23 protein-coding genes and 2 pseudogenes are annotated in these 23,026 nt (G+C 65.3%); 17 read left to right on the top strand and 8 right to left on the bottom strand.

The genetic code is table 11. The features are described 5' to 3' along the window. Both NP3_RS32295 and NP3_RS32290 read right to left on the bottom strand, forming a co-directional pair. A pseudogene (locus NP3_RS32295) lies at window positions 1-434 on the bottom strand (hypothetical protein); the annotation flags it as partial. A 110-nt stretch (window positions 435-544) separates the two neighbouring features. Continuing rightward, window positions 545-1,267 (bottom strand): GntR family transcriptional regulator, encoded by a 723-nt coding sequence (locus NP3_RS32290; RefSeq protein WP_157124705.1) that lies wholly within the window; start codon window positions 1,265-1,267, stop codon window positions 545-547. Window positions 1,268-1,402: 135 nt separating this feature from the next. Here NP3_RS32290 and NP3_RS32285 point away from each other — a divergent pair, with 135 nt between their 5' ends. The 8 genes from NP3_RS32285 (at window position 1,403) to NP3_RS32250 (ending at window position 8,060) form a co-directional block, all read left to right on the top strand. After that, window positions 1,403-2,530, top strand: coding sequence for a TIGR03364 family FAD-dependent oxidoreductase (locus tag NP3_RS32285; protein ID WP_063045520.1), 1,128 nt, complete (start codon window positions 1,403-1,405; stop codon window positions 2,528-2,530). Between the two features lie 9 nt (window positions 2,531-2,539). Beyond that, window positions 2,540-3,226 (top strand): phosphonatase-like hydrolase, encoded by a 687-nt coding sequence (locus NP3_RS32280; protein ID WP_084509294.1) that lies wholly within the window; start codon window positions 2,540-2,542, stop codon window positions 3,224-3,226. A 62-nt stretch (window positions 3,227-3,288) separates the two neighbouring features. Continuing rightward, complete coding sequence (locus tag NP3_RS32275) at window positions 3,289-4,359, top strand: 2-aminoethylphosphonate ABC transporter substrate-binding protein (protein ID WP_174566291.1); 1,071 nt, start codon at window positions 3,289-3,291, stop codon at window positions 4,357-4,359. 26 nt (window positions 4,360-4,385) lie between these two features. Next, window positions 4,386-5,582, top strand: a complete 1,197-nt coding sequence (locus NP3_RS32270; RefSeq protein WP_084509292.1) for an ABC transporter ATP-binding protein — start codon at window positions 4,386-4,388, stop codon at window positions 5,580-5,582. Next, window positions 5,579-5,761, top strand: a complete 183-nt coding sequence (locus NP3_RS32265) for a hypothetical protein (RefSeq protein WP_063045519.1) — start codon at window positions 5,579-5,581, stop codon at window positions 5,759-5,761. Before NP3_RS32270 ends, NP3_RS32265 begins: the two co-directional genes overlap by 4 nt. Continuing rightward, window positions 5,758-6,645 (top strand): 2-aminoethylphosphonate ABC transporter permease subunit, encoded by an 888-nt coding sequence (locus NP3_RS32260; RefSeq protein WP_084509290.1) that lies wholly within the window; start codon window positions 5,758-5,760, stop codon window positions 6,643-6,645. Before NP3_RS32265 ends, NP3_RS32260 begins: the two co-directional genes overlap by 4 nt. A gap of 2 nt (window positions 6,646-6,647) precedes the next feature. After that, window positions 6,648-7,445 (top strand): ABC transporter permease, encoded by a 798-nt coding sequence (locus NP3_RS32255; RefSeq protein WP_063045518.1) that lies wholly within the window; start codon window positions 6,648-6,650, stop codon window positions 7,443-7,445. An 18-nt stretch (window positions 7,446-7,463) separates the two neighbouring features. Next, the gene (locus tag NP3_RS32250; protein WP_063045517.1) at window positions 7,464-8,060 is read left to right on the top strand and encodes a DUF4126 domain-containing protein; all 597 of its coding nucleotides are present in this window, start codon (window positions 7,464-7,466) and stop codon (window positions 8,058-8,060) included. Here the strand turns inward: NP3_RS32250 and NP3_RS32245 are convergent. Further along, complete coding sequence (locus NP3_RS32245; protein ID WP_063045516.1) at window positions 8,057-8,692, bottom strand: class I SAM-dependent methyltransferase; 636 nt, start codon at window positions 8,690-8,692, stop codon at window positions 8,057-8,059. The genes NP3_RS32250 and NP3_RS32245 overlap by 4 nt on opposite strands. A 194-nt stretch (window positions 8,693-8,886) precedes the next feature. Here NP3_RS32245 and NP3_RS32240 point away from each other — a divergent pair, with 194 nt between their 5' ends. Then, the gene (locus NP3_RS32240) at window positions 8,887-9,333 is read left to right on the top strand and encodes a cytochrome P450 family protein (protein WP_063045515.1); all 447 of its coding nucleotides are present in this window, start codon (window positions 8,887-8,889) and stop codon (window positions 9,331-9,333) included. 5 nt (window positions 9,334-9,338) lie between these two features. Then, the gene (locus NP3_RS32235) at window positions 9,339-9,854 is read left to right on the top strand and encodes an inositol monophosphatase family protein (RefSeq protein WP_084509288.1); all 516 of its coding nucleotides are present in this window, start codon (window positions 9,339-9,341) and stop codon (window positions 9,852-9,854) included. Between the two features lie 147 nt (window positions 9,855-10,001). On the opposite strand, the gene NP3_RS32230 is transcribed toward NP3_RS32235, so the two are convergent. After that, entirely contained in the window at window positions 10,002-10,709 is a 708-nt protein-coding gene (locus tag NP3_RS32230; RefSeq protein WP_063045522.1) for a DUF8020 domain-containing protein, read from the bottom strand. 903 nt (window positions 10,710-11,612) lie between these two features. Here NP3_RS32230 and NP3_RS32225 point away from each other — a divergent pair. Then, complete coding sequence (locus NP3_RS32225) at window positions 11,613-12,059, top strand: hotdog fold thioesterase (protein WP_157124703.1); 447 nt, start codon at window positions 11,613-11,615, stop codon at window positions 12,057-12,059. Between the two features lie 24 nt (window positions 12,060-12,083). On the opposite strand, the gene NP3_RS32220 is transcribed toward NP3_RS32225, so the two are convergent. The 4 genes from NP3_RS32220 to NP3_RS32205 all read right to left on the bottom strand — a co-directional run bounded on the left by NP3_RS32220 (window position 12,084) and on the right by NP3_RS32205 (window position 16,718). After that, the gene (locus NP3_RS32220; protein ID WP_169814617.1) at window positions 12,084-12,656 is read right to left on the bottom strand and encodes a MarR family winged helix-turn-helix transcriptional regulator; all 573 of its coding nucleotides are present in this window, start codon (window positions 12,654-12,656) and stop codon (window positions 12,084-12,086) included. Window positions 12,657-12,817: 161 nt separating this feature from the next. Continuing rightward, the gene (locus NP3_RS32215; RefSeq protein WP_063045513.1) at window positions 12,818-14,386 is read right to left on the bottom strand and encodes an acyl-CoA synthetase; all 1,569 of its coding nucleotides are present in this window, start codon (window positions 14,384-14,386) and stop codon (window positions 12,818-12,820) included. Window positions 14,387-14,412: 26 nt separating this feature from the next. Continuing rightward, window positions 14,413-15,339 carry an amidohydrolase family protein gene (locus tag NP3_RS32210; protein ID WP_063045512.1) on the bottom strand — a complete coding sequence of 309 codons (927 nt, stop codon included), beginning with the start codon at window positions 15,337-15,339 and terminating at the stop codon, window positions 14,413-14,415. A 29-nt stretch (window positions 15,340-15,368) separates the two neighbouring features. Beyond that, window positions 15,369-16,718, bottom strand: a complete 1,350-nt coding sequence (locus tag NP3_RS32205; RefSeq protein WP_084509284.1) for an MFS transporter — start codon at window positions 16,716-16,718, stop codon at window positions 15,369-15,371. 194 nt (window positions 16,719-16,912) lie between these two features. On the opposite strand from NP3_RS32205, the gene NP3_RS32200 reads away from it, so the two are divergent. The 6 genes and pseudogenes from NP3_RS32200 to NP3_RS32175 all read left to right on the top strand — a co-directional run. After that, the gene (locus NP3_RS32200) at window positions 16,913-17,611 is read left to right on the top strand and encodes an IclR family transcriptional regulator domain-containing protein (protein ID WP_063045510.1); all 699 of its coding nucleotides are present in this window, start codon (window positions 16,913-16,915) and stop codon (window positions 17,609-17,611) included. A gap of 292 nt (window positions 17,612-17,903) precedes the next feature. After that, window positions 17,904-19,625 (top strand): bifunctional 3-(3-hydroxy-phenyl)propionate/3-hydroxycinnamic acid hydroxylase MhpA, encoded by a 1,722-nt coding sequence (gene mhpA / locus NP3_RS32195; protein ID WP_063045509.1) that lies wholly within the window; start codon window positions 17,904-17,906, stop codon window positions 19,623-19,625. A 46-nt stretch (window positions 19,626-19,671) separates the two neighbouring features. Then, complete coding sequence (locus NP3_RS32190; RefSeq protein ID WP_063045508.1) at window positions 19,672-20,535, top strand: alpha/beta fold hydrolase; 864 nt, start codon at window positions 19,672-19,674, stop codon at window positions 20,533-20,535. Window positions 20,536-20,566: 31 nt separating this feature from the next. After that, window positions 20,567-21,544, top strand: a complete 978-nt coding sequence (locus tag NP3_RS32185; RefSeq protein WP_063045507.1) for a 3-carboxyethylcatechol 2,3-dioxygenase — start codon at window positions 20,567-20,569, stop codon at window positions 21,542-21,544. Window positions 21,545-21,742: 198 nt separating this feature from the next. Further along, window positions 21,743-22,054 (top strand): annotated as a pseudogene (locus tag NP3_RS32180) (fumarylacetoacetate hydrolase family protein); the annotation flags it as partial. A 335-nt stretch (window positions 22,055-22,389) separates the two neighbouring features. After that, a partial coding sequence (locus tag NP3_RS32175; RefSeq protein ID WP_157124704.1) for a serine/threonine-protein kinase occupies window positions 22,390-23,026 on the top strand: 637 nt, incomplete at its 3' end.

The following is a 23,026-nucleotide window of genomic DNA, read 5'->3' as shown; positions in this document are numbered from 1 at the left end:
GCGAGCGCCAGTCCAACGGCCTCCGCAGAGACCAACTGATCGGTATGCAGTACTCGCAGGTCCCACACCTTCTGCTGCCAGGTCCGCGCCGCCACCACGGTCGGACCGTCGGCGAGCAGGAGTATCGCTTCGAGCAGATCAGCGCGGGCGTCTTCGGCGGCGACAAGCATCGGCCAACCTTCCGACAGCTCCAATGCTTCATGCCCTGGCCACAGTTCCGGATGTCTGGCCGCCGCCATCTTGATATGCAGCCGAACCTCATGCTTGATGGCCGCGGCGAAGGCGACGTACGCCTCCCGCCTGGCGCCGTCCCATCGGGTCGCGTGCTGGCGGTCCCACTGCAAGCGGTCCTTGCGGATGTTGAAGTAGTAACCGATCCAGGCCGAGGTGGCACCGGTCACGATCGCGATCCCAGCACTGTAGAGGGCAAACACCGGCACAGCGTAGTTGGCCGACCATCCACGCGCGCAACAGATCTCGGCCTCGCGACGCGCGATACCGAGGCTCGAGCCGTCACGCCGAGCAGTGGATGTAGCCCAAGGGCCTATCCGCCGAGTTGCGCTTCGAAGGCGATGCGGTCGCCCCGGTAGAGCGCGCGGACGCGTTCGACGGGCGCACCCTGCTGGTCCACGCTGCGCCGGTGCAGGAGTAGCAGCGGCAGAGCCGTGGTGCACTCCAGCAAGGCGGCCTCGCGCGGGGAGGCCAGGACGGTTTCGATGCGTTCGGTGGCCTTGCCGAGTACCACGCCCGAGGCGCGCACCGCGGCGTAGAGCGATGTCGTCGGATCGTAGGTATCCCGCAGGTGACCGAAGCGGTCGAGGGGCATGAAGGTGCTCTCCAGGCCGATGCGTTCGCCGTCGGCGAGGAGTACGCGTTCCAGGTGCATGACCGGGGTGCCCGGGGTGAGCCCGAGGTCACGGGCGGTATCGGCGTCCGCGGGGACGTCGTCCCAGCCGACCAGCAGTCGGCCGGGCACGCGGCCGTGACTGATGGCCCCCTCGGTGTAGGAGCGCAGCGACAGCGGCTGCACCATCTTCGGCCGGGACACCACCGTCCCACGGCCCTGGCGGCGGATTCGACCCTCCACCAATAGATCTCGCAGTGCCTGCCGGACGGTTTCGCGGGCGACCTCGAATCGAACGGCGAGCTCGCGCTCGGAGGGGACGGGGTCACCCTCCTCCAGATCGGTCATCAGCTGCTCGAGTTCGGTGCGCACCAGGTACGACTTCGGCAGCCGCGGCGCCGAATCGATACGCCCGCCGCGCATTTCGTCGGCCTCGGCTCTCGTCGCACCTGATGTGTCCATACCGACAGCCTACCCCGGATTGGTCTATACCAATTGTTAACCCAGCGTTCGCGCGGGCAACACTCGTTGGTCTAGACCATTGCGCATTATGTACCCATGCGATTGGTCATCATCGGCGGCGGAATCCTCGGCACCGCGCACGCCCTGGCCGCCATCGGCCGTGGTCACGAGGTCGTGCAGCTCGAGCGGGAGCCCGAGGCGCGCGGTGCGACGGTGCGCAATTTCGGCCTGGTGTGGGTTTCCGGGCGCTCGGCCACCGAACTGGACTTCACGCTGCGCTCCCGGCAGCTGTGGGAGGAGATCGGCGGCAAGGTGCCCGGTGTCGGATTCCGGGCCGCCGGATCGATCACGCTGGTGCGCACCCCCGCCGAACTCGCGGTCGCCGAGGCCGCCGCGGCGAGCCCGCATGCCGGAGCCCGCGGCTTCGAACTGTACGACCCCGAACAGGTGCGCGCGATCAATCCGGCCCTGCGCGGCAAATTCCTTGCCGGACTGCACTGTTCGACCGACGCCGCCGTCGAATCCCGGCAGGCACTGCCAGCGCTGCGCGCCTATATGACCGCATCGGACCGCTACACCTTCCATGCGCGCACCGAGGCCCGCCAGGTCACCGATACCGGTTCCGGCGCAACGGTTCTCGACGATCAGGGCCGCACCTTCGAGGCAGATCTCGTGTTGGTCTGTCCGGGCGCGGCGCACACCGGCCTGACCCGCGAACTCGTCGGCACCATCCCGGTGCGCCGAGTCCGGCTGCAGATGATGCAGACCGCGCCGCTCGGCGAACCGCTGACCACCGCGATCGCCGACGGCGACAGCTTCCGCTACTACCCGGGCTTCGCCGGTCCGGAGTTGGACGTGCTGAACGCGGAACAGTCGCAGACCGCGATCGCCGCCGAGCACAGGATGCAGCTGCTGTGCGTGCAGCGCCTCAACGGCGGTCTCACCATCGGCGACACCCACGAATACGAGCAGCCCTTCGCCTTCGATGTGGACGAGGCGCCGTACGAACACCTCACCGCCGTCACCGAGGAACTACTGGGACGCAAACTCCCGCAGGTAGTGCGGCGCTGGGCGGGCGTCTACAGCCAGAGCATCGATCCGGCCACCATCGTGACCCGTGCGAAGGCCGATGCACACATCTGGGTCGTCACCGGTCCGGGCGGCCGCGGTATGACCCTCGGCCCCGCGATCGGCGCGGAAACCGCCGACCTGCTGAATCTCTGAGGAGCACCCGTGCCGGATAAGCACATCACCCTCGCCGTCCTGGATATGGCGGGCACCACGGTCGCCGACGGCGGACTGGTACTGCGCGCCTTCGATGCCGCCGCGACCAGTGCCGGTATCGAAATCGAAGGACCGCAACGTGACAGGGCCCGCCAGTATGTGCTCGACACCATGGGCCAGTCGAAGATCGCGGTCTTTCGCGCCCTGCTCGGCGACGAGGAGCGCGCACAGGCCGCCAACCTCGCCTTCGAGGCCGCCTATGACGCACTGATCGATGAGGTCGATATCACTCCGATTCCCGGTGCGGCCGAGGCGATTTCCGCACTGCGCGCGGCCGGAGTCAAGGTCGCGCTCACCACGGGATTCAGCCGCACTACCCGGGATCGGCTGCTGAAGGCCCTGGGCTGGAACGAGATCGCCGATCTGACGCTGGCCCCCGCGGATGCCGGACGCGGCCGCCCATACCCGGACATGGTCTTGACCGCGCTGCTGCGGCTCGGCATCGATGCCGTGGATCAGGTTGCGGTACTCGGTGATACGACCAGTGATATCGCCAGTGGTCTGGCCGCCGGAGCGCGAATTGTCGCAGGGACGCTGACCGGCGCACATGACGCGGCGCAGCTGCGTGCGGCGGGCGCCACCCACGTGGTGGCCTCTGTGACCGAATTCGCGGACTTGATCCTCGACCGAACCTGATCGCCCCGAATCCCCCGTCCCTTCGATTCCACACCCGACACGAACCGAAAGTTGCAGTCATCGTGCGTACTTCGAACACGCAGGGCCGTCTGGCGCGCACCATTTCCCGGACCGCGCTGGCCGTCACCGCCGTCACCGCCGTCGCGCTCACCGCGGCCTGTGGCGGCACCGGCACCGACAGCGGCGGCGGCAAGACCATCACCGTGTACTCCGCCGACGGCGTCGGCAGCTGGTACACGAACCAATTCGACGAATTCAAGAAGAAGACCGGTATTTCGGTGAACCTGGTCGAGGCCGGTTCGGGCGAGGTCGTCAACCGGGTGGACAAGGAGCAGTCCAATCCGCAGGCCGATGTGCTGGTGACGCTGCCGCCGTTCATTCAGAAGGCCAAGAGCTCCGGGTTGTTGCAGGACAGCGGAATCGACACCAGCTTCGTCGCGGCAAGCGATAAGGATGCCGACGGCAAGTACGTCACGCTGGCGGGCAACTACCTGTCCTTCATTGCCAATCCATCGGTCGACACCACCAATCTCACCTGGGACGACCTGCTGAAGCCGGAGTTCAAGGGCAAGCTGCAATATTCGACGCCGGGTCAGGCCGGTGACGGCACCGCGGTGCTGATCCTGCTGCAGAATCTGCTCGGCAAGCAGGGCGCACTGGACTACCTGGCCAAGTTGCAGGCCAATAATGTCGGCCCGTCCTCGTCCACCGGCAAGCTGCAGGCCAAGGTCGACAAGGGTGAGCTGGTTGTCGCCAATGGCGATGTCCAGATGAACCTCACCACCGTCAAGGACAAGGGCTCGAAGTTCAATATCTTCTTCCCGGCCGCCGCCGACGGCAAGCGCTCCACCGTGGCCGTGCCGTACGTAATGGGCCTGGCCAAGGGCGCTCCGCACCAGAGCGAGGCGAAGCAGCTCATGGAGTTCCTGCTCTCGGCCGACGCGCAGAAGTCGCTGCCCGACACCTTCGCGGTGCCTGCCCGCAAGGAGCTGCGTGATGCCCCGGCGACCGGTTCCGGTCCCTCCGCCAGCGCCGTGCTCAAAGGGGTCGAAGTCGTGAATGTCGATTGGACCAAGGTGCTTTCGGACCTGGACACCGATGTGGCGGCTTACAACAAGGCAACCGGGCAGTAGATCCACCAAACCGAGGAGCCGAAACAATGTCCGTCGGTGACGCGCATCCCAGGTCGGTAATCGCAGCCGAATTGACCACCACCGCAATCGAACCCGCGATTGTGTTCGACCGGGTAGGGGTCAGCTACGGCCGCGGCCGCAAGACCACGGTCGCACTGACCGATTTCAATCTGCGCGTCGCCGCCGGTGAGACGGTCGCGCTCCTCGGACCGAGCGGCTCGGGCAAGTCGACCGCACTCGAGGCGCTGGCCGGATTCGTCCGGCCGACCTCGGGTGCGGTGCGGCTGGCCGGGCGCGATGTCACCGACCTCTCGCCCGCCAAGCGCGGGATAGGTGTGGTCGTGCAGTCGTATGCGCTGTTTCCGCATATGCGGGTGCACGACAATGTGGCATTCGGATTGAAGGCGCATCGGGTGCCGCGCAAGGAGATCGACGGGCGCGTGGCGGAGGCGCTGGCAATGGTCGGCATGGCCGCCTATGCGAAGCGGTTGCCGCGCGAACTGTCCGGCGGTCAGCAGCAGCGAGTGGCGATCGCGCGTGCGCTGGCGATCCGGCCGAAGGTGCTGCTGCTCGATGAACCGCTGGCCGCCCTGGATGCCCAGTTGCGGCAGTCGATGCTCGGCGAGTTGCAGGAGTTGCGAAAGGCATTGCCGGATACGGCGATGCTGTATGTCACCCACGATCAGGCCGAGGCGCTGGCCTTGGCGGATCGGATCGCGGTGATGCGCGATGCGCGGCTGGTCGATATCGACACCGCCGAGAATCTGTGGCGGCGACCACCGAGCGACTTCACGGCGGCTTTCCTCGGTGGCGCAAACCTTCTGCCCTGCACCGTGAATCGGGTGTCCGGCACCGCAGCGCTGGTTACTGTCGGGACTCTTACGCTGCGGGCTGAGGCACCGGATATCCCCGGCGGTTGGGGCGCGGACGCACGCGGATTGCTTTGTGTGCGTCCGCATACTGTGCAGATCGGTGCCACTTCCGAGCGGAATGCGGTGCGCGGCACCGTCGTATCGAATGTGTGGCGTGGGGCCTCGACGCGATTGCGACTGACGGTCGACGGATTGGATGACGAGATCACCGCCGATGTGCCCGGCCACCTCGGTACCGAGGTCGGCGCGATCGTCGGCGCGCGGTTTCCTGACCCGGCGGGAGTGTTGATTCCGCCGACCCTCGGTGTGGCAGGGACGTCGGCCACGCACGAGCTAGGCGTGCCGAAATGAGGGGCGGCACGATTCCGGCTCGGCGGGGCGCCGCGTTCCCTGTTGTCACGGGACATCTCCGTAGTCCCGGCGACGACCAGAGCTCGACCGCCGGGTGGGTGCTGGTCTTCGCCGGGACGACGGCGGGACTCACCTCGACGGGCATGTCGCAGCCGAGCGGCAATGAGGCCGAGGCATGAGCACTTCTGCCCTGCTCGAACCGCAGATCACCGAGAACGCTCCGCCAGCTCTTCAGCGCAATTTGCGGCCGGTGCTGTGGACCCTGCCGCCGCTACTCGTGGTGCTGCTCATCGCGGTGTATCCGATAGTGCGGGTACTCGCCGAATCGACCGAGACCGAGGACGGTCGGGGTACGGCCGTCTGGTCGCGGGTGCTCGGCTCTGAATCGTTCCGTAATGCGTTGTGGCGCACCATTTCCATTGCGGTCTGCTCGACCGTCGGGTGTCTGGTGCTCGGTACGTTTCTCGCGATTGTGCTGGCATTCGTGCCGTTTCCCGGTTCGGCGCTGGTCGGTAGATTGATCGATACGGTGCTCACGCTGCCGTCATTCCTGATCACCTTGGCCTTCACGTTTCTGTACGGCACGGCCGGGGCTGTCAACGCGCTGATCGCCCGGATCACCGGGGACAAGACGCCGGTGCTGGATTTCCTGAGCACACCGCTCGGTGTGATCCTCGCCGAGATCACCTTCTTCACGCCGTTCGTCGTACGACCGCTTCTCGCCGGATTCGCTCAACTGCCGCGCGAACAATTGGATGTGGCGGCCAGCCTCGGCGCATCGCCGTGGCGGGTGCTGCGCCAGGTGGTCATGCCGGAGGCATGGCCCGCGCTGGCGGCGGGCGGCAGTCTCGTTCTGCTGTTGACGCTCAACGAATTCGGCATCGTGCTGTTCACCGGCGCGAAGGGCGTGACAACCCTGCCCGCGCTGATCTACACCCGCGGCATCGTGACCTTCGACCTGCCGGGCGCGGCAGTACTGGCCTCGGTGCAGGTGCTGCTGTCGCTGAGCCTGTATATCGGCTACCGGCTGATCTTCGCCCGCTTCGCCGGAAGGGAGAGCTGACCATGCTGGTCTGGACGCGTCGTGGCCGGGGAATCGTGTTGACGGTTTTCGCCCTTGTCGTGGTCGTGGTGTTCGTCGCGCCGATCGCCACGGTGGTCGGGGCCGCGCTGGCGGGCAGCTGGACCGGGCCGCTGCCCTCGAATCTCGGTGTAGCCAACTTCCGTGCAGCGCTGTCCGGCCAAGAGGCCGCGAGTCTTTCGGTCAGTCTGCAGACCGCACTGCTCTCCGGCGGGGTCGCCCTGATCCTGGGTACCTGGGCCGCACTCGCCGCGCGCGAGGCCCCCGGCTGGTGGGGCAAACTCACCGACGCGGTCTTCCATCTGCCGGTGGCGGTGCCGTCGGTGGCCATCGGTCTCGGCGTGCTCATCGCCTTCAATGAGCGGCCGCTGCTGCTCGGCGGCACCAAATGGATTGTCATCGTTGCACATTCGGTGCTCGTCCTGGCCTACGCCTTCAGCGCGGTCTCGGCCGCGCTCGATCGGCTCGATCCCGCCTACCGGCAGGCCGCGGAATCCCTCGGCGCGGGTCCGGTCCGGGTGCTGTTCCAGGTGACGCTGCCGCTACTGCTGCCCGCGCTCGGCGCTGCCGCGGGTTTGGCGATCGCGCTTTCGATGGGCGAGCTCGGCGCGACCGTCATGGTCTATCCGGCCACCTGGAAGACATTGCCGGTCACCATTTTCGGGCTCACCGATCGCGGTGAGGTATTCGACGCGGCCGCGAGTACCTGCCTGCTGTTGGCGGTGACGCTGATCGCCTTGGTCGTCCTCGGTCGGCTGCGTGGTCGCGCCGCACTGCGCTGAGCACCATACGATGCCCCCATGTCAGCACTGCCCCTGATCTTCACCGCGGGCTGGGCGAGCGGGGTCAATGCCTATGCGGTGGTCCTGCTGCTCGGCATCTTCGGCGTGACCGGCCTGTCCGACGAGGTGCCGGAGGCACTGCAGCGCACCGATGTGCTGATCGCGGCCGGTGTGTTGTTCCTCATCGAGGCCGTCGCGGACAAGGTCCCCTATCTCGACAGCTTCTGGGATGCGGTGCACACCATCGTGCGCCCGGCATCGGGTGCGGTTGTCGCGGCGCTGCTCGCGGGCCAGGACGGTTCGCTTCCCCAGCTGGCGGCCGGTGCGGTCGGCGGAACCACCGCCCTGGCAAGCCATCTCGTGAAGGCCGGAACACGGATGGCGATCAACACCTCGCCGGAACCCGCCAGCAATATGGTCATGAGCCTCGTCGAGGATCTGACCGTCGGCGGCATCGTCACCATCGCGATCTTCCACCCGGTCGTGGCGGCCGTCTGTGCGGGCACACTGCTGGTGATCGGCTTGATCCTGGTCTATCTGCTGGCGAGCCGAATCCGCCGCTATCGCATTCGCCGCAGACAACGTCGCGAGGCCAAACGCGCGGCGGCCGTCTAGGCGGGTTTGCGCCACACCAACGAGTAGCGCCAGAAGACCAGCCGCCGCACCCGCGCACCGGGCAGAACCGCCGCGACCCGCGCCCGCACCTGCCGTGTCGTCAGCGGCGGATCGAGCACAACCGGCATGACATCATGCGTCTGCTCGACCGCATACCAACTCCCCTGCCCACGCGCCCGAAGAATCCGAAACACCATCCCCAGCACCCGCTGCCCGATCGCCGCCACCAACTCGACGGGTAGTTCCCGAACAAGATCGGGTCGTGGCAATGCCACCGCCGCAATCACACCACCCGGCCGTAGTGCCCGTGCCAATACCGGCAGCACCTCTTCGAGGGGCATGTGGTGCAACGTGCTGATCGACACGATCGCGTCGTAGGTTCGATCGGGTAGTGGTTGCTCCAGCACATCCCCGAGAATGCACCTGACATTCTCCGGCACGGCCTGCTGCGCCGCGTCGATCATCACCGCGGACCGATCAATCGCATCGACATGCTCGGCGCGCCGTGCAAGTTCCCCCGCGAACGCCCCGGCCCCACAGCCGACGTCCAACACCCGGGTACACGGAGTGGGCAGCTGCCGTATGAGAAACCGTTGGTAGTACGCGTTGTGACTCCACTTGAACTTGCCCATCCAGCACACCCTGCCACGCGTCTGCCGAAAGTACTTGCGCGCCCGAAATTATGTTCCGATCGCGGTGAAATTCCGTTGCGGAGCAGAGGTTATCGATCGGGTGCGCCGCGGCGTGGCGGCTGATCGACACTGACCTCGCACGAACTCGGATGGACGGGGATGCCATCCGTCGACCACACCAATTTGGAGACAGAATGTCCGAGTCGGTCATCCAGCTGCCCACCGACGGCGAAACGGTTATCGAAACCTATGAGCGAATCGCTCGACGCGGGGCGATGGTTCCGGTCGAGCTGACCGGCGGTGTCGCCGCCTGGAGCGCGGCGAGCTACCAGGCGGTGAGTGAAGTACTCGCCGGTGACGGCACACTCTTCAGCAAGAGCGCCAAGAACTGTCCGGCCCTGCACAACGGCACCATTCCGGCCGACTGGCCGATGCGCGCGCTGACCGATATCGACCATATGCTGAACAAGGACGGCGAGGACCATCGGCGATTACGCAAGACGATCAGCGCCGCATTCACACCTGCTCGGTGGCCGGACTCGAGCCTCGGATTCATCACCCACAGCCCCGAAACTCTCGCCGAACAGGTCATCGAGCACCTGCGCGCCGTGGGCAAACTCCAACCCCCGACCGCACGGTAGGCATCATGGACGACCATGCTCTCGCCGCCGAACTCGCCCGCCTGGCCGGTGAACGCCTGCTTGAGATCCGCGAACAAGGTGGCGCGGCGGACGACCGGCAAGCCAACAACCTGCTGTTGGAACACCTGCGCCGCGAACGCCCGGACGACGCGATCCTCTCGGAGGAGAGCCCCGACGATCCCACCCGCCTCGACCACGAGCGAGTGTGGATCATCGACCCCCTCGACGGCACCCGCGAATACGGCGAACCACCGCGCACCGACTGGGCGGTTCACGTGGCCCTCGCGGTCAACCACGTGCCCGTCGCGGGAGCGGTAGCACTGCCCGCCGCGGGCATCGTCCTGCACACCGCGCAACCGCCGCGAGCCCCCGCGGCCCCGCCCGGCCCCATCCGAATCGCTGTCTCCCGCAGTCGCTCCGTCGCGGACTCCCACATCGATCAGCGCCTGGGCTTTCCAGCGGAACAACGTAGCCGGCGAAATTCCTGTCTCGGAGGCGATCTCGGCGACAGGCTCTCGTAACCGCCCAGACTCCTGACGACGGACCGACGGCGAATACGACTTCGGCACAGTGACCTCCCGATGATCACTCTGCCTCAGCTCTCACAACCGCGGACCAGTCCCAGGGGGCCGCATCAGCCGGACCGAAACCACGGGGTCAGGTCACGGTCACTTGGCGGGCTGCTGGTTGGGCATGGGCTGGTTAATGGTGGTGAAGTACTGGACGCCCGCCAGGATGGCCACCGGGGCGGTTACGAACAGTTGCCCTGCGATGGTGCCGAGGAAGCCGATGGCGGCCATACCCGCGATACAGCCGACTGCCGCGCCGGGCAAGGCGCCGAACATGAGCGTGAGGGCGCCGGTCAGAGTCGCGCCCGCCGCGCCGCCGAGGATGCAGCCCAGCGCGGCGCCGCCGATGCCTCCGACCGTGGTGCCGATGGCGGCGCCCATCTGGATGGTGGTGACGAGGCGCGACCAGGCGGCCTGCTCACGGTCGTAATCGGTCTTCCAGGGCGCCTGGTTCTCGTAGGGGAGGGCGACCGGCTTGTACGCTGCGTGCTCGAGATCGAACTGCGGGGTAAGGGTCGCGGTCCGGGCGTCGATCCGGGCGTCGATCGGGAATTCGAAATCGTCTACCCGGAATTTCAATTCAGTTCCGGCGAGTGTGGTTCCATTGGCAGCCTTGATTTTGAAGACACCGTCCTCGACCGCCAGTGAACCCGCATCGGTTTTGATGACGGTGTTCCGCTCCGAGGGGTTCGCGGTATAGGAAACTGTGTCGGGCGCGGCCTTGGGTTCGGCGTGGACCATGCCTGTCGTGATGCACAGCACTGTGGTTGCCAGGCCGGCGGTGGCGGTGATTTTCCGGAACTTCATGACGGTTTCCTCATCTATTTCTTCGGTGGATGCCGAAATCCGTTCCGATTGACGGAAATCGGCGGCAAACGGGTGCAAGCGTCCGACAGCGTGTATCGGAATCCGGTTCAGCCGTGGGGGAATGGGTTTCAGGTCTGGCTTTCGTGCTGCGCAAGCGCATTTCGGCTTCGGAAGTGAAGAGCCGACGCCGTCGATGACCAGGGTGGAATGAATGCACGCAGTGCGCCTACGAGGGCCGTCGAACACGCGTTGCGCACATAGAGTGACAGCCATCACGTTTTATGTCAATACACTGACAGTCATATAGCTGCGGATGTGCCGTCGTGTCGACGTAGCGATTGCGGCGCCATCCCTCCGGGGAACGAGGTTCGATGCGCGGGCAATTCGGTCGCCTATCAGGTGTTTCCTTGGCCCGCACTGAAGGTTGGCCCCGGGGCGAAGCCGAGGTGATTCCGCGCCCGATCGAGGGCGGGTGGGGTCTTGACAGGTGGGTGTGGTCGTGTTCACATTGAGCAGCGATGTGCAATTAACGCTCAATTGCGGGCGGAATATGATCGTCACGCCGGGCTGGGAGTGTCGATCGAGGTTGCGAGACGTCAGCTATGCGTATGTCGATTTGCGCGCGTGCTTCATCTGCATGCGCTGGAAGGTAGGGAGCCGTGAACGCCACCGCGACAGCCAGGCGCTCGTCGTCTGGGCCGGTTCCACGGATGCCGTTGCTATGGTGAGCGAAGCGCCTCGTCCCCTGACCGCGCCTGTTCGTCCACTATCGGCACCCCATCGATCGAGAGGTCCGATGAGGTCGAGTTCGTCACCGAAGCGGCGCTGGTCGCCCTCGGCCGGACCTGGCAGTGGCCGATCTGGCGACGCCGTGCGGGTGCAGAAATCACGAGAGGTTGCGGTTTGCGCATCGACAATGTGACGGCCCCTGCACCCGATGAGGTCGCGCGTGCCTTGATGGCTGGTGATCGGTGCGCGCAAGCTCATGGCATCGAGTGTCGAGAGATCGACGAGGGTTTCGCCGTGATGGAGATGACCGTTCGAGAGGATATGGCCAACACACTCGGAATCTGTCATGGCGGAGTGCTTTTCCTGCTTGCCGACACCGCCCTCGCATACGCGGCCAGTGCAACGAATCAGGCGAGTGTGACGACGACGGCGAGCATCTCCTACCCCGCCGCCGCGCGCGTTGGGGATACCCTGGTCGCCGAGTGCAGGGTGGCGCACCAGGCGAGCAAGGCGGGCATTTACGACGTGACGGTCCGCAGAGAAGATGGGCAGCTGCTAGCGGTCTTGCACGGTAACGTCTTGCGGACCGGGGCGCAGATCGTCCGTTCGGGTGACTTGTGACAAGCGGCTAACTGTCCGCCGCCGTTACGGCGCAGTATGTTTAGAGTGCTTGATCTGCGCGCTGACGCGATCGAGCAGGCTCGCCAGCAGGCCGCGTTCTTCGGACGTCAGGCAGCCGAACCATTCGGTTTCGAGTGCGTTTTGCTGCCTGAAGGCTTCGTCGATGGCTTCGGTCCCCTGCGGGGTGAGGGTGACTGCGACGAGTCTCTTATCGGTGCTCGATGTGCGTTCTCGGTGTACGAATCCGCTTCGCTCGAGATTGGACAGCACGCTGGAGGCGGTTTGCCGAGTGATACCGGCCAGCCGCGCGATGTCGCGGGCCTCGACTTCGCCGAACAGCCAGATCATGTACATGATGTGGAATCCGCTCCAGCTCCACCCGTGGGGGCGGTGGATCCGGCGTTCCGATTCCTGCATATGTGCGGTCGAGGCTCGAATGATGCTCAGCCCGAGGGCAATCGCTTGATCATCGAGGCCGGCATGACGTTCCCGTGTCAGCTTGGCAGCGATCGCACCGAATCCGGAGCCACTGACCATTGATGCGGATATTCTGGGGGGACCTGTCGGCGGAGCCGAGCCTTGCTGCACCTCTTCCATGCCCTGCATGATATTGCCGCGGCGATTGCTGGTTGCCCGCATGTGCCAGGCGCCAGAGGGCAGATCGATTGTCTGGATTTCGAATCGCGCGTCGGTTGCGTGTCGATGGGGGCACGGAGATCGATGCGATGTTCTTTCCGCAGTGGGGATGGACCGAGGGGTCAGGGGCTGGTCGGCTCGGTTTCCGAAGCGGTGCGCTGAGGCTGAAGCTGCTGGCGTAATAGATATTTGACGACTTTTCCTGTCGAGTTGCGTGGCAGGGCGTCCACGACCTGCAGTTTGGTGGGCAACTTGTAGCGGGCCAGGCTCGCGCCGGCGAAGTCGCGGAGTTCCTCGAGCGTGAGCGGCTCGTGCCCGAGTCGGAAGGTGACCACCGCGGTCACCGCTTCTCCCCAACGGTCGTCTGGGACGCCGATCACCGCGACCTCCGCAATCGCCGGGTGCCCGCACAGGATGTTCTCGACTTCCGCGGGATAGATATTCTCTCCCCCAGAGATGATCATGTCTTTGATGCGGTCGACGATGAACATGAACCCGTCGTCGTCGCGGTAGCCGACATCGCCGGTATGGAACCAGCCGTGCGGGTCGATGGCGCGGGTGGTGTCTTCTGGACGATTCCAATAGCCTTTGGTGACGTTCGGTCCGCGGACGCAGATTTCGCCTTGCCGGTGCGGCTCTTCTATCGCGCGGCCATCGGCATCGACGATCTTGACGTCGGTGAAGATTGGCGAAGTTCCTGCCGAGCCGAGCTTGGATAGGGCGTATTCGGCGACGAGAAACGTTGCGCTGGGGGCGGTTTCGGTGAGTCCGTAGCCCTGCAGGATCGGAACGTTGCGCTCGGCGTAGAGCCGCAATAGCGGCTCGGGTACCGGAGCGCCTCCGCAGATCGCCATCCGGAGACTGCTCAGGTCGGCGTGCGGAAACGCCGGGGCCTGACTCATGAACAAGAAAATCGCCGGAACACCGAACATGGTCGTGACGTGGTGCCGTTCGATCGCAGCCAGGCAGTCCGCGGCATCGAAGGACCGTTGCAGCACCACCTCCCCACCCTTGAACCAGGTGGTGAATGTGGTGACATTCAGGCCGGCGATGTGAAACAACGGTGCGGCGACCAGCGTCACGTCGTTCTCGTGGACATCGAACTGCGAAAGGAGATTGATATTGCTCCACCACAAATTGGCGTGGCTGAGAATCACTCCTTTGGGCCGCCCCGTTGTGCCCGAGGTGTACATGATGATCGCGGTCTCGTCGGCGAGGACCGAATCCGGGGCAGGGAGCGCAGAGTGCGTGGCGATGAGGTCCTCGTAATTTTCCCATCCGGCCTCGGCCGGTCCGACGATGAGATAGCAGTGAGTGGTCAGTTCGTGGCGGATCTTGTCGATCGTCGGCTGATGTGCGCTGTCAGTGACAAGGGTGTTCGCCCCGGAGTCGCGGATGATGAATGCCAGCTCCGGCCCGGCGAGGCGGAAGTTCAGGGGGACGAAGACCGCGCCGAGTCGGGCTGTGGCGAGCAGCGTTTCCAGAAAGGCCGGCTGGTTCGCGCCGAGAAACGCGACCCGGTCGCCGTGGCTGACGCCGCGGGTGCGCAGTGCGGCCGCCAGCCGGTCGATGCGGCTGAGCAGCTCGCCGTAGGTGCGGGTGCGGCCCTCGAAGGTCAGTGCGCGGCGATGGGCCGAGCGCGCGGCGCGGGCCGCGAACCAGCGGCCCAGGCTGATATCCGGTGACGTCATCGTGGGGTTGTCCTTGGTCGGTGAGATCAGTTGGTCAGGGCGAGGCGCGGGAAGAGTGTCTCGGCGTTGTCTCGGTCGATGGCGCCGTGGTCGAGGTCACCGTATGCGTCGAACGAGCGGGTGAAGGCGGCCGAGCGAGCGGCGGGCGCGAACGGCCAGTCGCTGCCGAAGGTGATACGTGTGGGGTCGGCGAACGCCATGAGGCTCGGTAGCGTGTAGGGCGACCCGGACAGGGCGATGTCGAAGTAGAACTTGCGCAGGATGCGTAGACCGTCCTCGTCGGTTCCCATCGGTGAGGCGACATTGGCTGCGCGTTGAGCGGCGTACGGAAGGAATCCTCCGGCGTGGGACAAGATGATCTTCAGGTTCGGGTAGCGGTCCATGCAGCCGTTTTTGGCAAGGTTGAGCGCGGCGCGGGTGGTGTCGAGCAGGAAGTCGGCCGCGTATGGCGGCAGCCCTGGCACCGGTTCGATCGGCAGGTGCGAGGGATGGACGAAAACGACGGCGTGACGTCGGTCGAGTTCATCGAAAAGCGGGTCGAAGGCTTCGTCTCCCAGATACGTTCCCTTCGAGTTCGCGAGCAGCACGATCCCGTCGGCGCCCAGTTCGTCCAAGGCGTAGGCGGCCTCGTCCAGGGCTCCGCCCACGTCGGGCAGTGTGAGGGTGGCGAAGAATCCGAACCTTCCGCGATGGTCTTGGACGACCGATGCGGTGAACTCGTTGAGTTCGCGGGCCAGCGAGCGTCCTGCCGCGATATCGACGGCCGGTTCGACCCCGGGAGTGGACACGGACAGGATCGCGGTGTCGATATTGTTCTCACCCATCAACTCCAGGGCGCTCTCGGCGGTCCATTCCGGAATTGCCCGGCCGCCGGCGGTCAGTCCCTTGTCGAGCAACCAGCTGCGGTAGCGGGGCGGGACGATGTGTTGATGGGTGTCGATGCGGCCGGGCATAGGTTCTCCGTTTCAGCGTGCGCCGTGGGTCAGCGGTTGAGGTCGAGCAATGCGGGGGTTTCGGTCACGGTGTTCTCCGCGGCGGCCACCGTCGCCGGTTTCGGCACCATCGCGATGATGAGACCGCCGATGACGGCGGGAACGGCCAAGGCGTAGAGCTTGGCATCGAATCCAATGCCGTTCGCGACGAGCCAGCCGAGGTACGTCGGGCCGAAAACGCCGCCGAGGCGCCCGATGGACAGATTCAGTCCGAGTCCGGTGGCGCGGACCCGGGTGGGGTAGTAGCTGCCGACGAAAGCGTTGATGAGTATCTGCAGACCCGTGGTGCCGAGACCGATGACGGCGACGAGGAGGTACGCGACGACGACCGGCGGGGTGAGGGCCAGGGCGGTGAGGGCAGCACTCGCGGTGATGAAGGTGCAGATGACGACAAGCTTTTGCCCGAACCTGTCGGCGAGTTGAGCCGCGCCCAGCACACCGACCACGGCACCACCCTGGAGAACGATGACGAATCCGAGCGAGGTGGACAACCCGTAGCCGGCCGAGCGCATCAGATCGGGCAACCAGGTACCGACCCCGAACGTGACCAGCAGGCAGCAGGAGGTCGCGATCCAGAACAGCACGGTGCCTCGTCCGCGGCCATCGCTGAATACCAGGGCGAACCGATTGCGGTCGATGGTGCGTACGTGACCGGTCGTGACTGTGGCGGGGCCACCGGGCAGCAGAAGGCGGTGTCGGCGGGCAAGTTGCTCCGCCTCCTCGGTGCGGCCCCGGTTGGCCAGCAGCGTGATCGATTCGGGCAGGTACCGGAACAGGAAGGGGACGACGAGTACCAGCGGCAGGGCCCCAACCGCACACATGGCCCTGAATCCGAAGGTCGGAATAAGCCAGATGGACAGCGCGCCGGAGAGCATGCCACCGACTCCGACCCCGACGAACCCGAGGGCGGTGTTGCGGTTGCGCCGGTCGGCGGGCGCGAATTCGAGCAGTGTGGCGGCCACTGTCGGCATGACCGCGCCGGCACCGAGCCCGACGAAGAAGCGCAGCAAGAGGAACACTTCGGGATTCGGGGCTAGGGCGGACAGACCCATCGCGGCGGAGAAGGTGATGACGGCGGTGAGAACGACCGGGCGCCTACCGACCCGGTCCGCGAGTCCGGCCGCGGTCAGGGCGCCGCAGAGCATTCCGATCACCGAGGCCGAGCCCATGTAGCCGACTATGCTTGCGGTCAACGACCATGCCGTGTAGTGGCGCAGTGAGGGGACGATGCTGCCGAACATTGCCAGGTCGTATCCCTCGATGGTCAAGATGGCGAAACAGACCGCAATGACTGACCAGCCATCGCCACCACGAAACGAAGACCTTTTCTCAGTGGTCATCAGAACTCCAGAAGTCGCCCGCCAGCGGCGGGGATGAAATGAATGCACGCGGTGCGCCTACGAGGGCCGTCGAACACGCGTCGCGCACACAGAGTGACAGCCATCACGTTTTATGTCAATGCACTGACAGTCAAATGGCTGCAATCGCACCGCCGACGCGCTGATCGCATCGTCGTCTCGACATACTGTGAGATGTGGCTTCCGAAACGAACTCCCCGCTCGCGTCGGCGGCGGGCGCGCAAACCCTCGCTCGCGGCCTTCGCGCACTAGAGCTCATCGCGCACACTCCGGGCGGCATGACGATTCAAGACGTCGCGGACGCGCTGGGGGTTCACCGGAGTATCGCTGCTCGACTGCTATCGACGGTCGCCGAGTTCCGGTTGGTCAACCGCGGCCCGGATGGTCGCTACCGCATCGCAGGCGGGTTGGCCGCACTCGCCCGCGAGGTCTACGCCGGGCTGCGCGAACAGGCCACACCGTTGATGCGCCGTTTGGCCAACGACCTCGGCGCGAGCGTTGCGCTGTTCGTGGCCGAGGGTGATGAGGCGGTAGCGGTGGCGGTCGTCGAGCCCGCGAATACGACAGTGCGGGTCGCCTTTCGGGAAGGTGGCCGCCACCCGCTTGAACGCGGAGCGGCGGGGTATGCGCTGCTTGCCGCTCAACCGGAGCGGCTGGGTGAGAATCCACAGGTGACGGAGGGTCGCCGACTCGGATACGTCATCAGCTTCGGGGAGGTGGCGCCAGGCTTCTGGGGCCTCGGCGTTCCGCTGGCTCGGCCGGTCGGCCAGCAGGCTGCGTGTCTGACGTTGATCAGCGCCTCCCGGGAGCTGATCGAGAGTGCGCGGGATGCCGTATTGGAGATGGCTGCCGAGCTCGGCTCGTACGCGATGTAGCCCCGTGTGACCGGTGAACCCGGTTGTCCATCAAAGTGTTTCCTCGGCCCGCGCTGGGCATTGTCCAGCGCGGGCCGAGGTGATTCCGCACCCGATCGAGGGGGTGGTGCCTTGACAGAGGGGGGTGTGCTTGTGTTCACATTGAGAGGGCAAGTGCAATTAACGCTCGACAGTGAGCGAAATGTGATCATAACGCCGGGCCGGGAGTGTCGATCAGAGGCACGAGACCGTCAGTTACGCGTATGTCGATTGCGCGCGTGCTTCTTCTGCACGCGCTGGAAGACAGGAAGCCATGAACACCACCCGCGACAGCGAGGTTCTTATCGTCGGGGCAGGCCCGACGGGGCTGATGCTCGCGAACATCCTCGGCATGTACGGCCGAACGGTCACCGTGCTCGAGGCGAGAGACAAGCTGATCGACTATCCCCGCGGCGTCGGACTCGACGACGAATCCTTTCGCACCATCCAGACCGTGGGGTTGGCCGATACCGTTCGTCCGCATACGACTCCCCAGCACATCATGCGGCTGGTCAACGGTGCCGGGACGGCCCTTGTGGTGAACAACCCGCAGACCGACGAGTTCGGCTGGGAGCGCAAGCACGGATTCATCCAGCCCGAGGTTGATCGAGCCCTTTTCGACGGACTCGACCGGTTCCGCACCGTTGAGGTGCACTTCGGCCATCTGGTCGAGAAAGTCGAGGAGGACGGTGAATCGGTCACCGCAATTGCCACAGTCACCGGATCCGAAGGTAAATCCGAGGAGCGGCGTTTCCGTGCCCGCTACCTCGTCGGCTGCGAAGGAGGTAAGTCCCCGACCCGCAAGCGGCTCGGTCTGAGTTTCGAGGGTGAATCACCCTCGACCCGATGGCTGGTCGTCGATGTCAACAACGATCCGCTGGGAACTCCCAACGTGTTCCTCGGTGCCGACCCGAAACGGCCCTATGTATCCATCGGGCTGCCGCACGCCGTGCGCCGCTGGGAATTCATGCTGCACGACGATGAGACCGAGGAGCAGGTCACCGACCCAGCCTTTGTGAACGAGCTCCTCGCAGGTCATGTCCCGAACCCCGCAGCCCTGGACTTCATTCGCCGGCGAGTGTTCACCCACCATGCCCGCGTGGCGTCCAGCTTCCGCAAGGGCCGCCAGCTCATCGCCGGCGATGCGGCGCACCTGATGCCGGTCTGGCTGGGCCAGGGCTGGAACTCCGGCATGCGTGACGCGACCAACCTCGGCTGGAAAATGTCGGCGGTACTGTCCGGTCAGGCCGGCGACGCGCTGTTGGACACCTATACCAGCGAACGCAAAGACCACTCGCAGGCGATGGTGGACCTCTCGCTCACCTTCGGGAAGGCGATCGCGATCACCAACCCGCTCATGGCGACCGCCCGCGATGCCGCCTCCGCCGTGCTCAATCTCTTCCCACAGGTCAAGAGCTACTTCGCTGACATGCGCTTCAAGCCGATGCCCCGCTATACCCGCGGTGTGCTGGCGGATCCCAGCACTCAGGAGGCGGGCAGGGCTCGTGCTCGGATCACCAGCAAGCTCATTCCCGTACGAATCGCGAATACCACGATTTCCCCTGTCGGCGTGCAGTTTCCGCAGCCACGTTTCAACACCCGCAGCTCGCCGAACGTTCTGCTCGATGATGCGATCGGCTCGTGGTGGGCGGTCATCGTGTGGGGCAACAGTCCGAAAGATGTTCTCCCCCAACATTCACTGGACAGCCTTGCGGCCCTCGGAGCACGGCTGGTCGCCGTGGTTCCGGAGACGCAGCGACAGTGGGCGGAGCAGTACATGGACCCGGAGGTACTCGTGCTCGGCGACCACACCGGACGGATGAAGAAATGGTTCGACGATCGCCCCACACCCCTGGTGTTCTTGCGCCCCGACCGTTTCGTCGCCGGTGCCTGTCTGACCCAGCAGGCTCCGGCCACCCTCGGCGCCATCCTGACCGCGATGTCGTTCACCGAGCACGTAGCCGCCGCGGGCGAACCGGTGCAGCTCGCTATCTGACCGAATTACTCGCCGCCCCGAATCGCCCTGTACAGGAAGATCTTTCATGACAACCGTGGAAATCCCGGCTTACACCACCGATCCGTTCTTCGGGCTCGACGACAAGTGGATCCAGACCGCCCCGGGCGAGCTCACCCACTATCACGAACTGGGAGAGGGCGCGCCGATCCTTTTTCTGCACGGTTCGGGGACCGGTGTCACCGCCGCGGCGAACTGGTGGCTGAACCTGCCCGCGATCAGCGAACAGGGCCGGTGCATCGCCATCGACTCGATCGGCTACGGCCAGAGCGTGGTCGCCGATGACACCGAATACGGCATCAAGGAGTGGGTCCGCCACGCGGTCCGCGTACTCGACGCGTTAGGCATCGAGAAGACCTGGATCGTCGGAAATTCACTCGGTGGCTGGCTCGCATTCCAGTTCGCGATCGACTTCCCCGAGCGCCTACTCGGCATCGTCTCGATGGGCACCGGCGGCGCGAAGATGACCAGTGCCCTTGCCGGACATGCCAACCCGACTTTGACCGAGGCCGGCATCCGGCAGACCCTGGAACTGTTCGTAGTCGACAAATCACTCATCACCGACGAACTGGTGGCGCTGCGCTACCGATCTGCGCTCAACGACACCGCGTCCGACCGCCTGGCCGACGTGGTGGCCGCCCGTGACCGCGACCGCTATGCCCTGCCGCTCGACTTCGATGTGCTTGCGCGACTGGAGATCCCGGTCCTGCTCATCCATGGCGTTCAGGATGTGGTCATCCCCGTTTCCCGCACGTGGGAACTGCTGAACGTGATTCCGCACGCCGACACCCACATCTTCAGCCAGTGCGGCCACTGGTCACAGGTCGAACGCGCCACGGAGTTCAACGCCATTCTCGCCCAGTACCTCGGCTCCCACGGCGTCAAGCGATAGCCGTACAGTTCCTAGGAAAGGAACACCCACTATGCCTCAGGCGCTCGTCTGTATGTCGCACAGTCCGCTGCTGCACTACGCGCACCCGCCCGCCGAGACCAGGGCCGCGGTCGACGCGGCATTCGCACAAGCCCGCGCCTTTGTGCATGCCTTCGACCCGGACCTGGTGATCAACTTCGGCCCCGACCACTACAACGGATTCTTCTACGACCTCATGCCGCCGTTCTGCATCGGCTATCAGGCTCGGGGCGCCGGTGACTACGACTCCTTCGCCGGGGACCTGGACGTGCCGGAAGAGATCGCCGAGGCATTGGCCGAGTTCGTCATCGACCGTGACTTCGACGTGGCGATCTCCCGGCAGATGCGGGTCGACCACGGCGCGGTACAACCGATCGAGATCCTCTACGAGGGCGAGGTCACCGCCAAACCCGTTGTGCCGATCTTCATCAACTCGGTAGCCCGGCCCTTTGTGAAGATGTCCCGGGTCCGCAGGTTCGGGCAGGCAATCGGGGAGTACTTCCGTGACTCCGACAAGAAGATCCTGTTCCTGGGCTCTGGCGGCCTATCGCACGATCCGCCGGTGCCGCAGATCGCCACTGCCACCGAAGCCCAGCGACGACTTCTGACCGAAGGCCGCGACCCGACACCACAGGTGCGGGCCGCCCGCCAGGCCGGCGTCATCGCCGCCGCCCGTGATTTCGCCGCCGGGCGGGCCGACATCATGGACCTCAACCCCGCGTGGGACCGTACCTTCCTCGAGGTATGCCGCTCCGGCCGCGTGCAGGACTTCGACGCCTACACCGCCGACGAGATGGACGCCGTTGCCGGTCATTCCGCGCATGAGGTCCGGACCTGGGTGGCCGCGTACTCCGCACTGCGCGCATGCGGTGAGTACACCATGAATTACGAGTTCTACCAGCCGATCAAGGAATACATCGTCGGCTTCGGCGTCACCACCGCCGCGCTCCGAGGAGACACACGACTACCGACGCTCAGCTCACACAGATAGGTCCCGTAATCGTCGCCGTGTCTCGAAACGGCTGCTGCCCTCGGGAATCCATGTGAACCAGTCCGAGACCTACTCGGGTCCAATGATATCGAGAGCGCCTACCCCGTCCAGCAAACGCTGACCGATATCCGCCGGACGGCCGGCGGAAAATCACCACTACTCGGGTCTACGTGCTGGGCGAGCATAGTGGCTCCCCCCGATGAATTCGAGCCGCGCGAGTTCGCTATGCAGCTGTATGCCAACGGGGAGTTGGTGTCCGAGGGCACCAGCGCTGCCTGTCTCGGTGACCTGCTCGAGGCTCTCGCGTGGCTCGCACGCACCGAGCGCGAGTACGGTCACCCGCTGCGCGCTGGGCAGGTGGTGCTCTCCGGTGGGCTGGGACCGAGGGTGCCTGCTCCACCCGGCACCACGATCCGCGCCGAACTATCCACCCTCGGCGCCGTGGCCGCCACGTTTTCTCGGAAGGAGCGGTATCGAGGCGGCGCGCGTAGCTGCGGAGGACGCCGTTAGTCGTATTGGCTGTGAGAGGGCTAATTATGGCTGAAGTCGTTGCCGAATACCCTGAGCAGGCACCGGTGATGTTACTTATATAGCCACCGTGGCTTTCTGATCGGCGTTGCCCGCAAGAGCGGCAAGATGTCTTGTATCGGTGGCAGTATCGCGGTGTCGTGCTTGTCCACCTGTTTACAGGGCGCCATCCGTTGGAGTACTTCGCGGGTGGCCTGGGCCAGAAGCCGCTGTTCATGATCGCCTGTCGTTGCGGGTCGGTGAGATATGCTGAGGGTTGTCCAGTAGACCCCGCGTTGCCCGGTTGCTGGGAATGCGCTGGCGGATGGCTGCAGTCGATGAGCGATAATGATCCGTTCCGGACAGTCCGTGATGTGGTCGAGCCGGTCACGGAGGAGTTGGCTGCGGCCGGGTTCGAGGACGCGGAAGAGATCGGGCGGGGCGGTTTCGGTGTGGTTTATCGCTGCATGCAGGCCGAGCTGGATCGGACGGTGGCGGTGAAGGTCCTGACCACCGAGCTGGACGCGGAGAATCTGGAGCGGTTTTTCCGGGAGCAGCGGGCGATGGGCCGGCTGACGGGCCATCCGAATATTGTCACGATGTTGCAGGCGGGTAGCACCGCGAGCGGACGGCCCTATCTGGTGATGCCGTATCACCCGTCGGGCTCGCTGGATGCGCGGATCCGCGAGCAGGGTCCGCTGCCGGTGGAAACGGTGTTGTGGATCGGGGTGAAGATCGCTGGGGCGCTGGAGAGCGCGCATCGGCTGGACACTGTGCATCGGGATGTGAAGCCGGGAAATATTCTGTTGACTGATTACGGCGAGCCGGCGTTGACCGATTTCGGTATCGCGCGGATTGCCGGGGGGTTCCAGACGGCTACGGGCGTGGTGGCCGGGTCGCCGGCGTTCACGGCTCCAGAGGTGCTCGAGGGCGCGTCTCCCACTGTGGCCGCGGACGTCTACGGGTTGGGTGCCA

The sequence above is a fragment of the Nocardia pseudovaccinii NBRC 100343 genome, from assembly GCF_001613225.1.
Lineage (GTDB): Bacteria > Actinomycetota > Actinomycetes > Mycobacteriales > Mycobacteriaceae > Nocardia > Nocardia pseudovaccinii.
The sequence above is the reverse complement of the archived record's forward strand: the minus strand, read 5'-3'. Positions and strand labels throughout refer to the sequence as shown.

Coding starts and splice junctions, on each gene's coding strand:
- NP3_RS32290 (WP_157124705.1), bottom strand. CDS start 1,267: ATGCGCGGCGGGCGTATCGATTCGGCGCCGCGGCTGCCGAAGTCGTAC.
- NP3_RS32285 (WP_063045520.1), top strand. CDS start 1,403: ATGCGATTGGTCATCATCGGCGGCGGAATCCTCGGCACCGCGCACGCC.
- NP3_RS32270 (WP_084509292.1), top strand. CDS start 4,386: ATGTCCGTCGGTGACGCGCATCCCAGGTCGGTAATCGCAGCCGAATTG.
- NP3_RS32265 (WP_063045519.1), top strand. CDS start 5,579: ATGAGGGGCGGCACGATTCCGGCTCGGCGGGGCGCCGCGTTCCCTGTT.
- NP3_RS32260 (WP_084509290.1), top strand. CDS start 5,758: ATGAGCACTTCTGCCCTGCTCGAACCGCAGATCACCGAGAACGCTCCG.
- NP3_RS32255 (WP_063045518.1), top strand. CDS start 6,648: ATGCTGGTCTGGACGCGTCGTGGCCGGGGAATCGTGTTGACGGTTTTC.
- NP3_RS32250 (WP_063045517.1), top strand. CDS start 7,464: ATGTCAGCACTGCCCCTGATCTTCACCGCGGGCTGGGCGAGCGGGGTC.
- NP3_RS32245 (WP_063045516.1), bottom strand. CDS start 8,692: ATGGGCAAGTTCAAGTGGAGTCACAACGCGTACTACCAACGGTTTCTC.
- NP3_RS32240 (WP_063045515.1), top strand. CDS start 8,887: ATGTCCGAGTCGGTCATCCAGCTGCCCACCGACGGCGAAACGGTTATC.
- NP3_RS32235 (WP_084509288.1), top strand. CDS start 9,339: ATGGACGACCATGCTCTCGCCGCCGAACTCGCCCGCCTGGCCGGTGAA.
- NP3_RS32230 (WP_063045522.1), bottom strand. CDS start 10,709: ATGAAGTTCCGGAAAATCACCGCCACCGCCGGCCTGGCAACCACAGTG.
- NP3_RS32220 (WP_169814617.1), bottom strand. CDS start 12,656: ATGGAAGAGGTGCAGCAAGGCTCGGCTCCGCCGACAGGTCCCCCCAGA.
- NP3_RS32215 (WP_063045513.1), bottom strand. CDS start 14,386: ATGACGTCACCGGATATCAGCCTGGGCCGCTGGTTCGCGGCCCGCGCC.
- NP3_RS32210 (WP_063045512.1), bottom strand. CDS start 15,339: ATGCCCGGCCGCATCGACACCCATCAACACATCGTCCCGCCCCGCTAC.
- NP3_RS32205 (WP_084509284.1), bottom strand. CDS start 16,718: ATGACCACTGAGAAAAGGTCTTCGTTTCGTGGTGGCGATGGCTGGTCA.
- mhpA (WP_063045509.1), top strand. CDS start 17,904: ATGAACACCACCCGCGACAGCGAGGTTCTTATCGTCGGGGCAGGCCCG.
- NP3_RS32190 (WP_063045508.1), top strand. CDS start 19,672: ATGACAACCGTGGAAATCCCGGCTTACACCACCGATCCGTTCTTCGGG.
- NP3_RS32185 (WP_063045507.1), top strand. CDS start 20,567: ATGCCTCAGGCGCTCGTCTGTATGTCGCACAGTCCGCTGCTGCACTAC.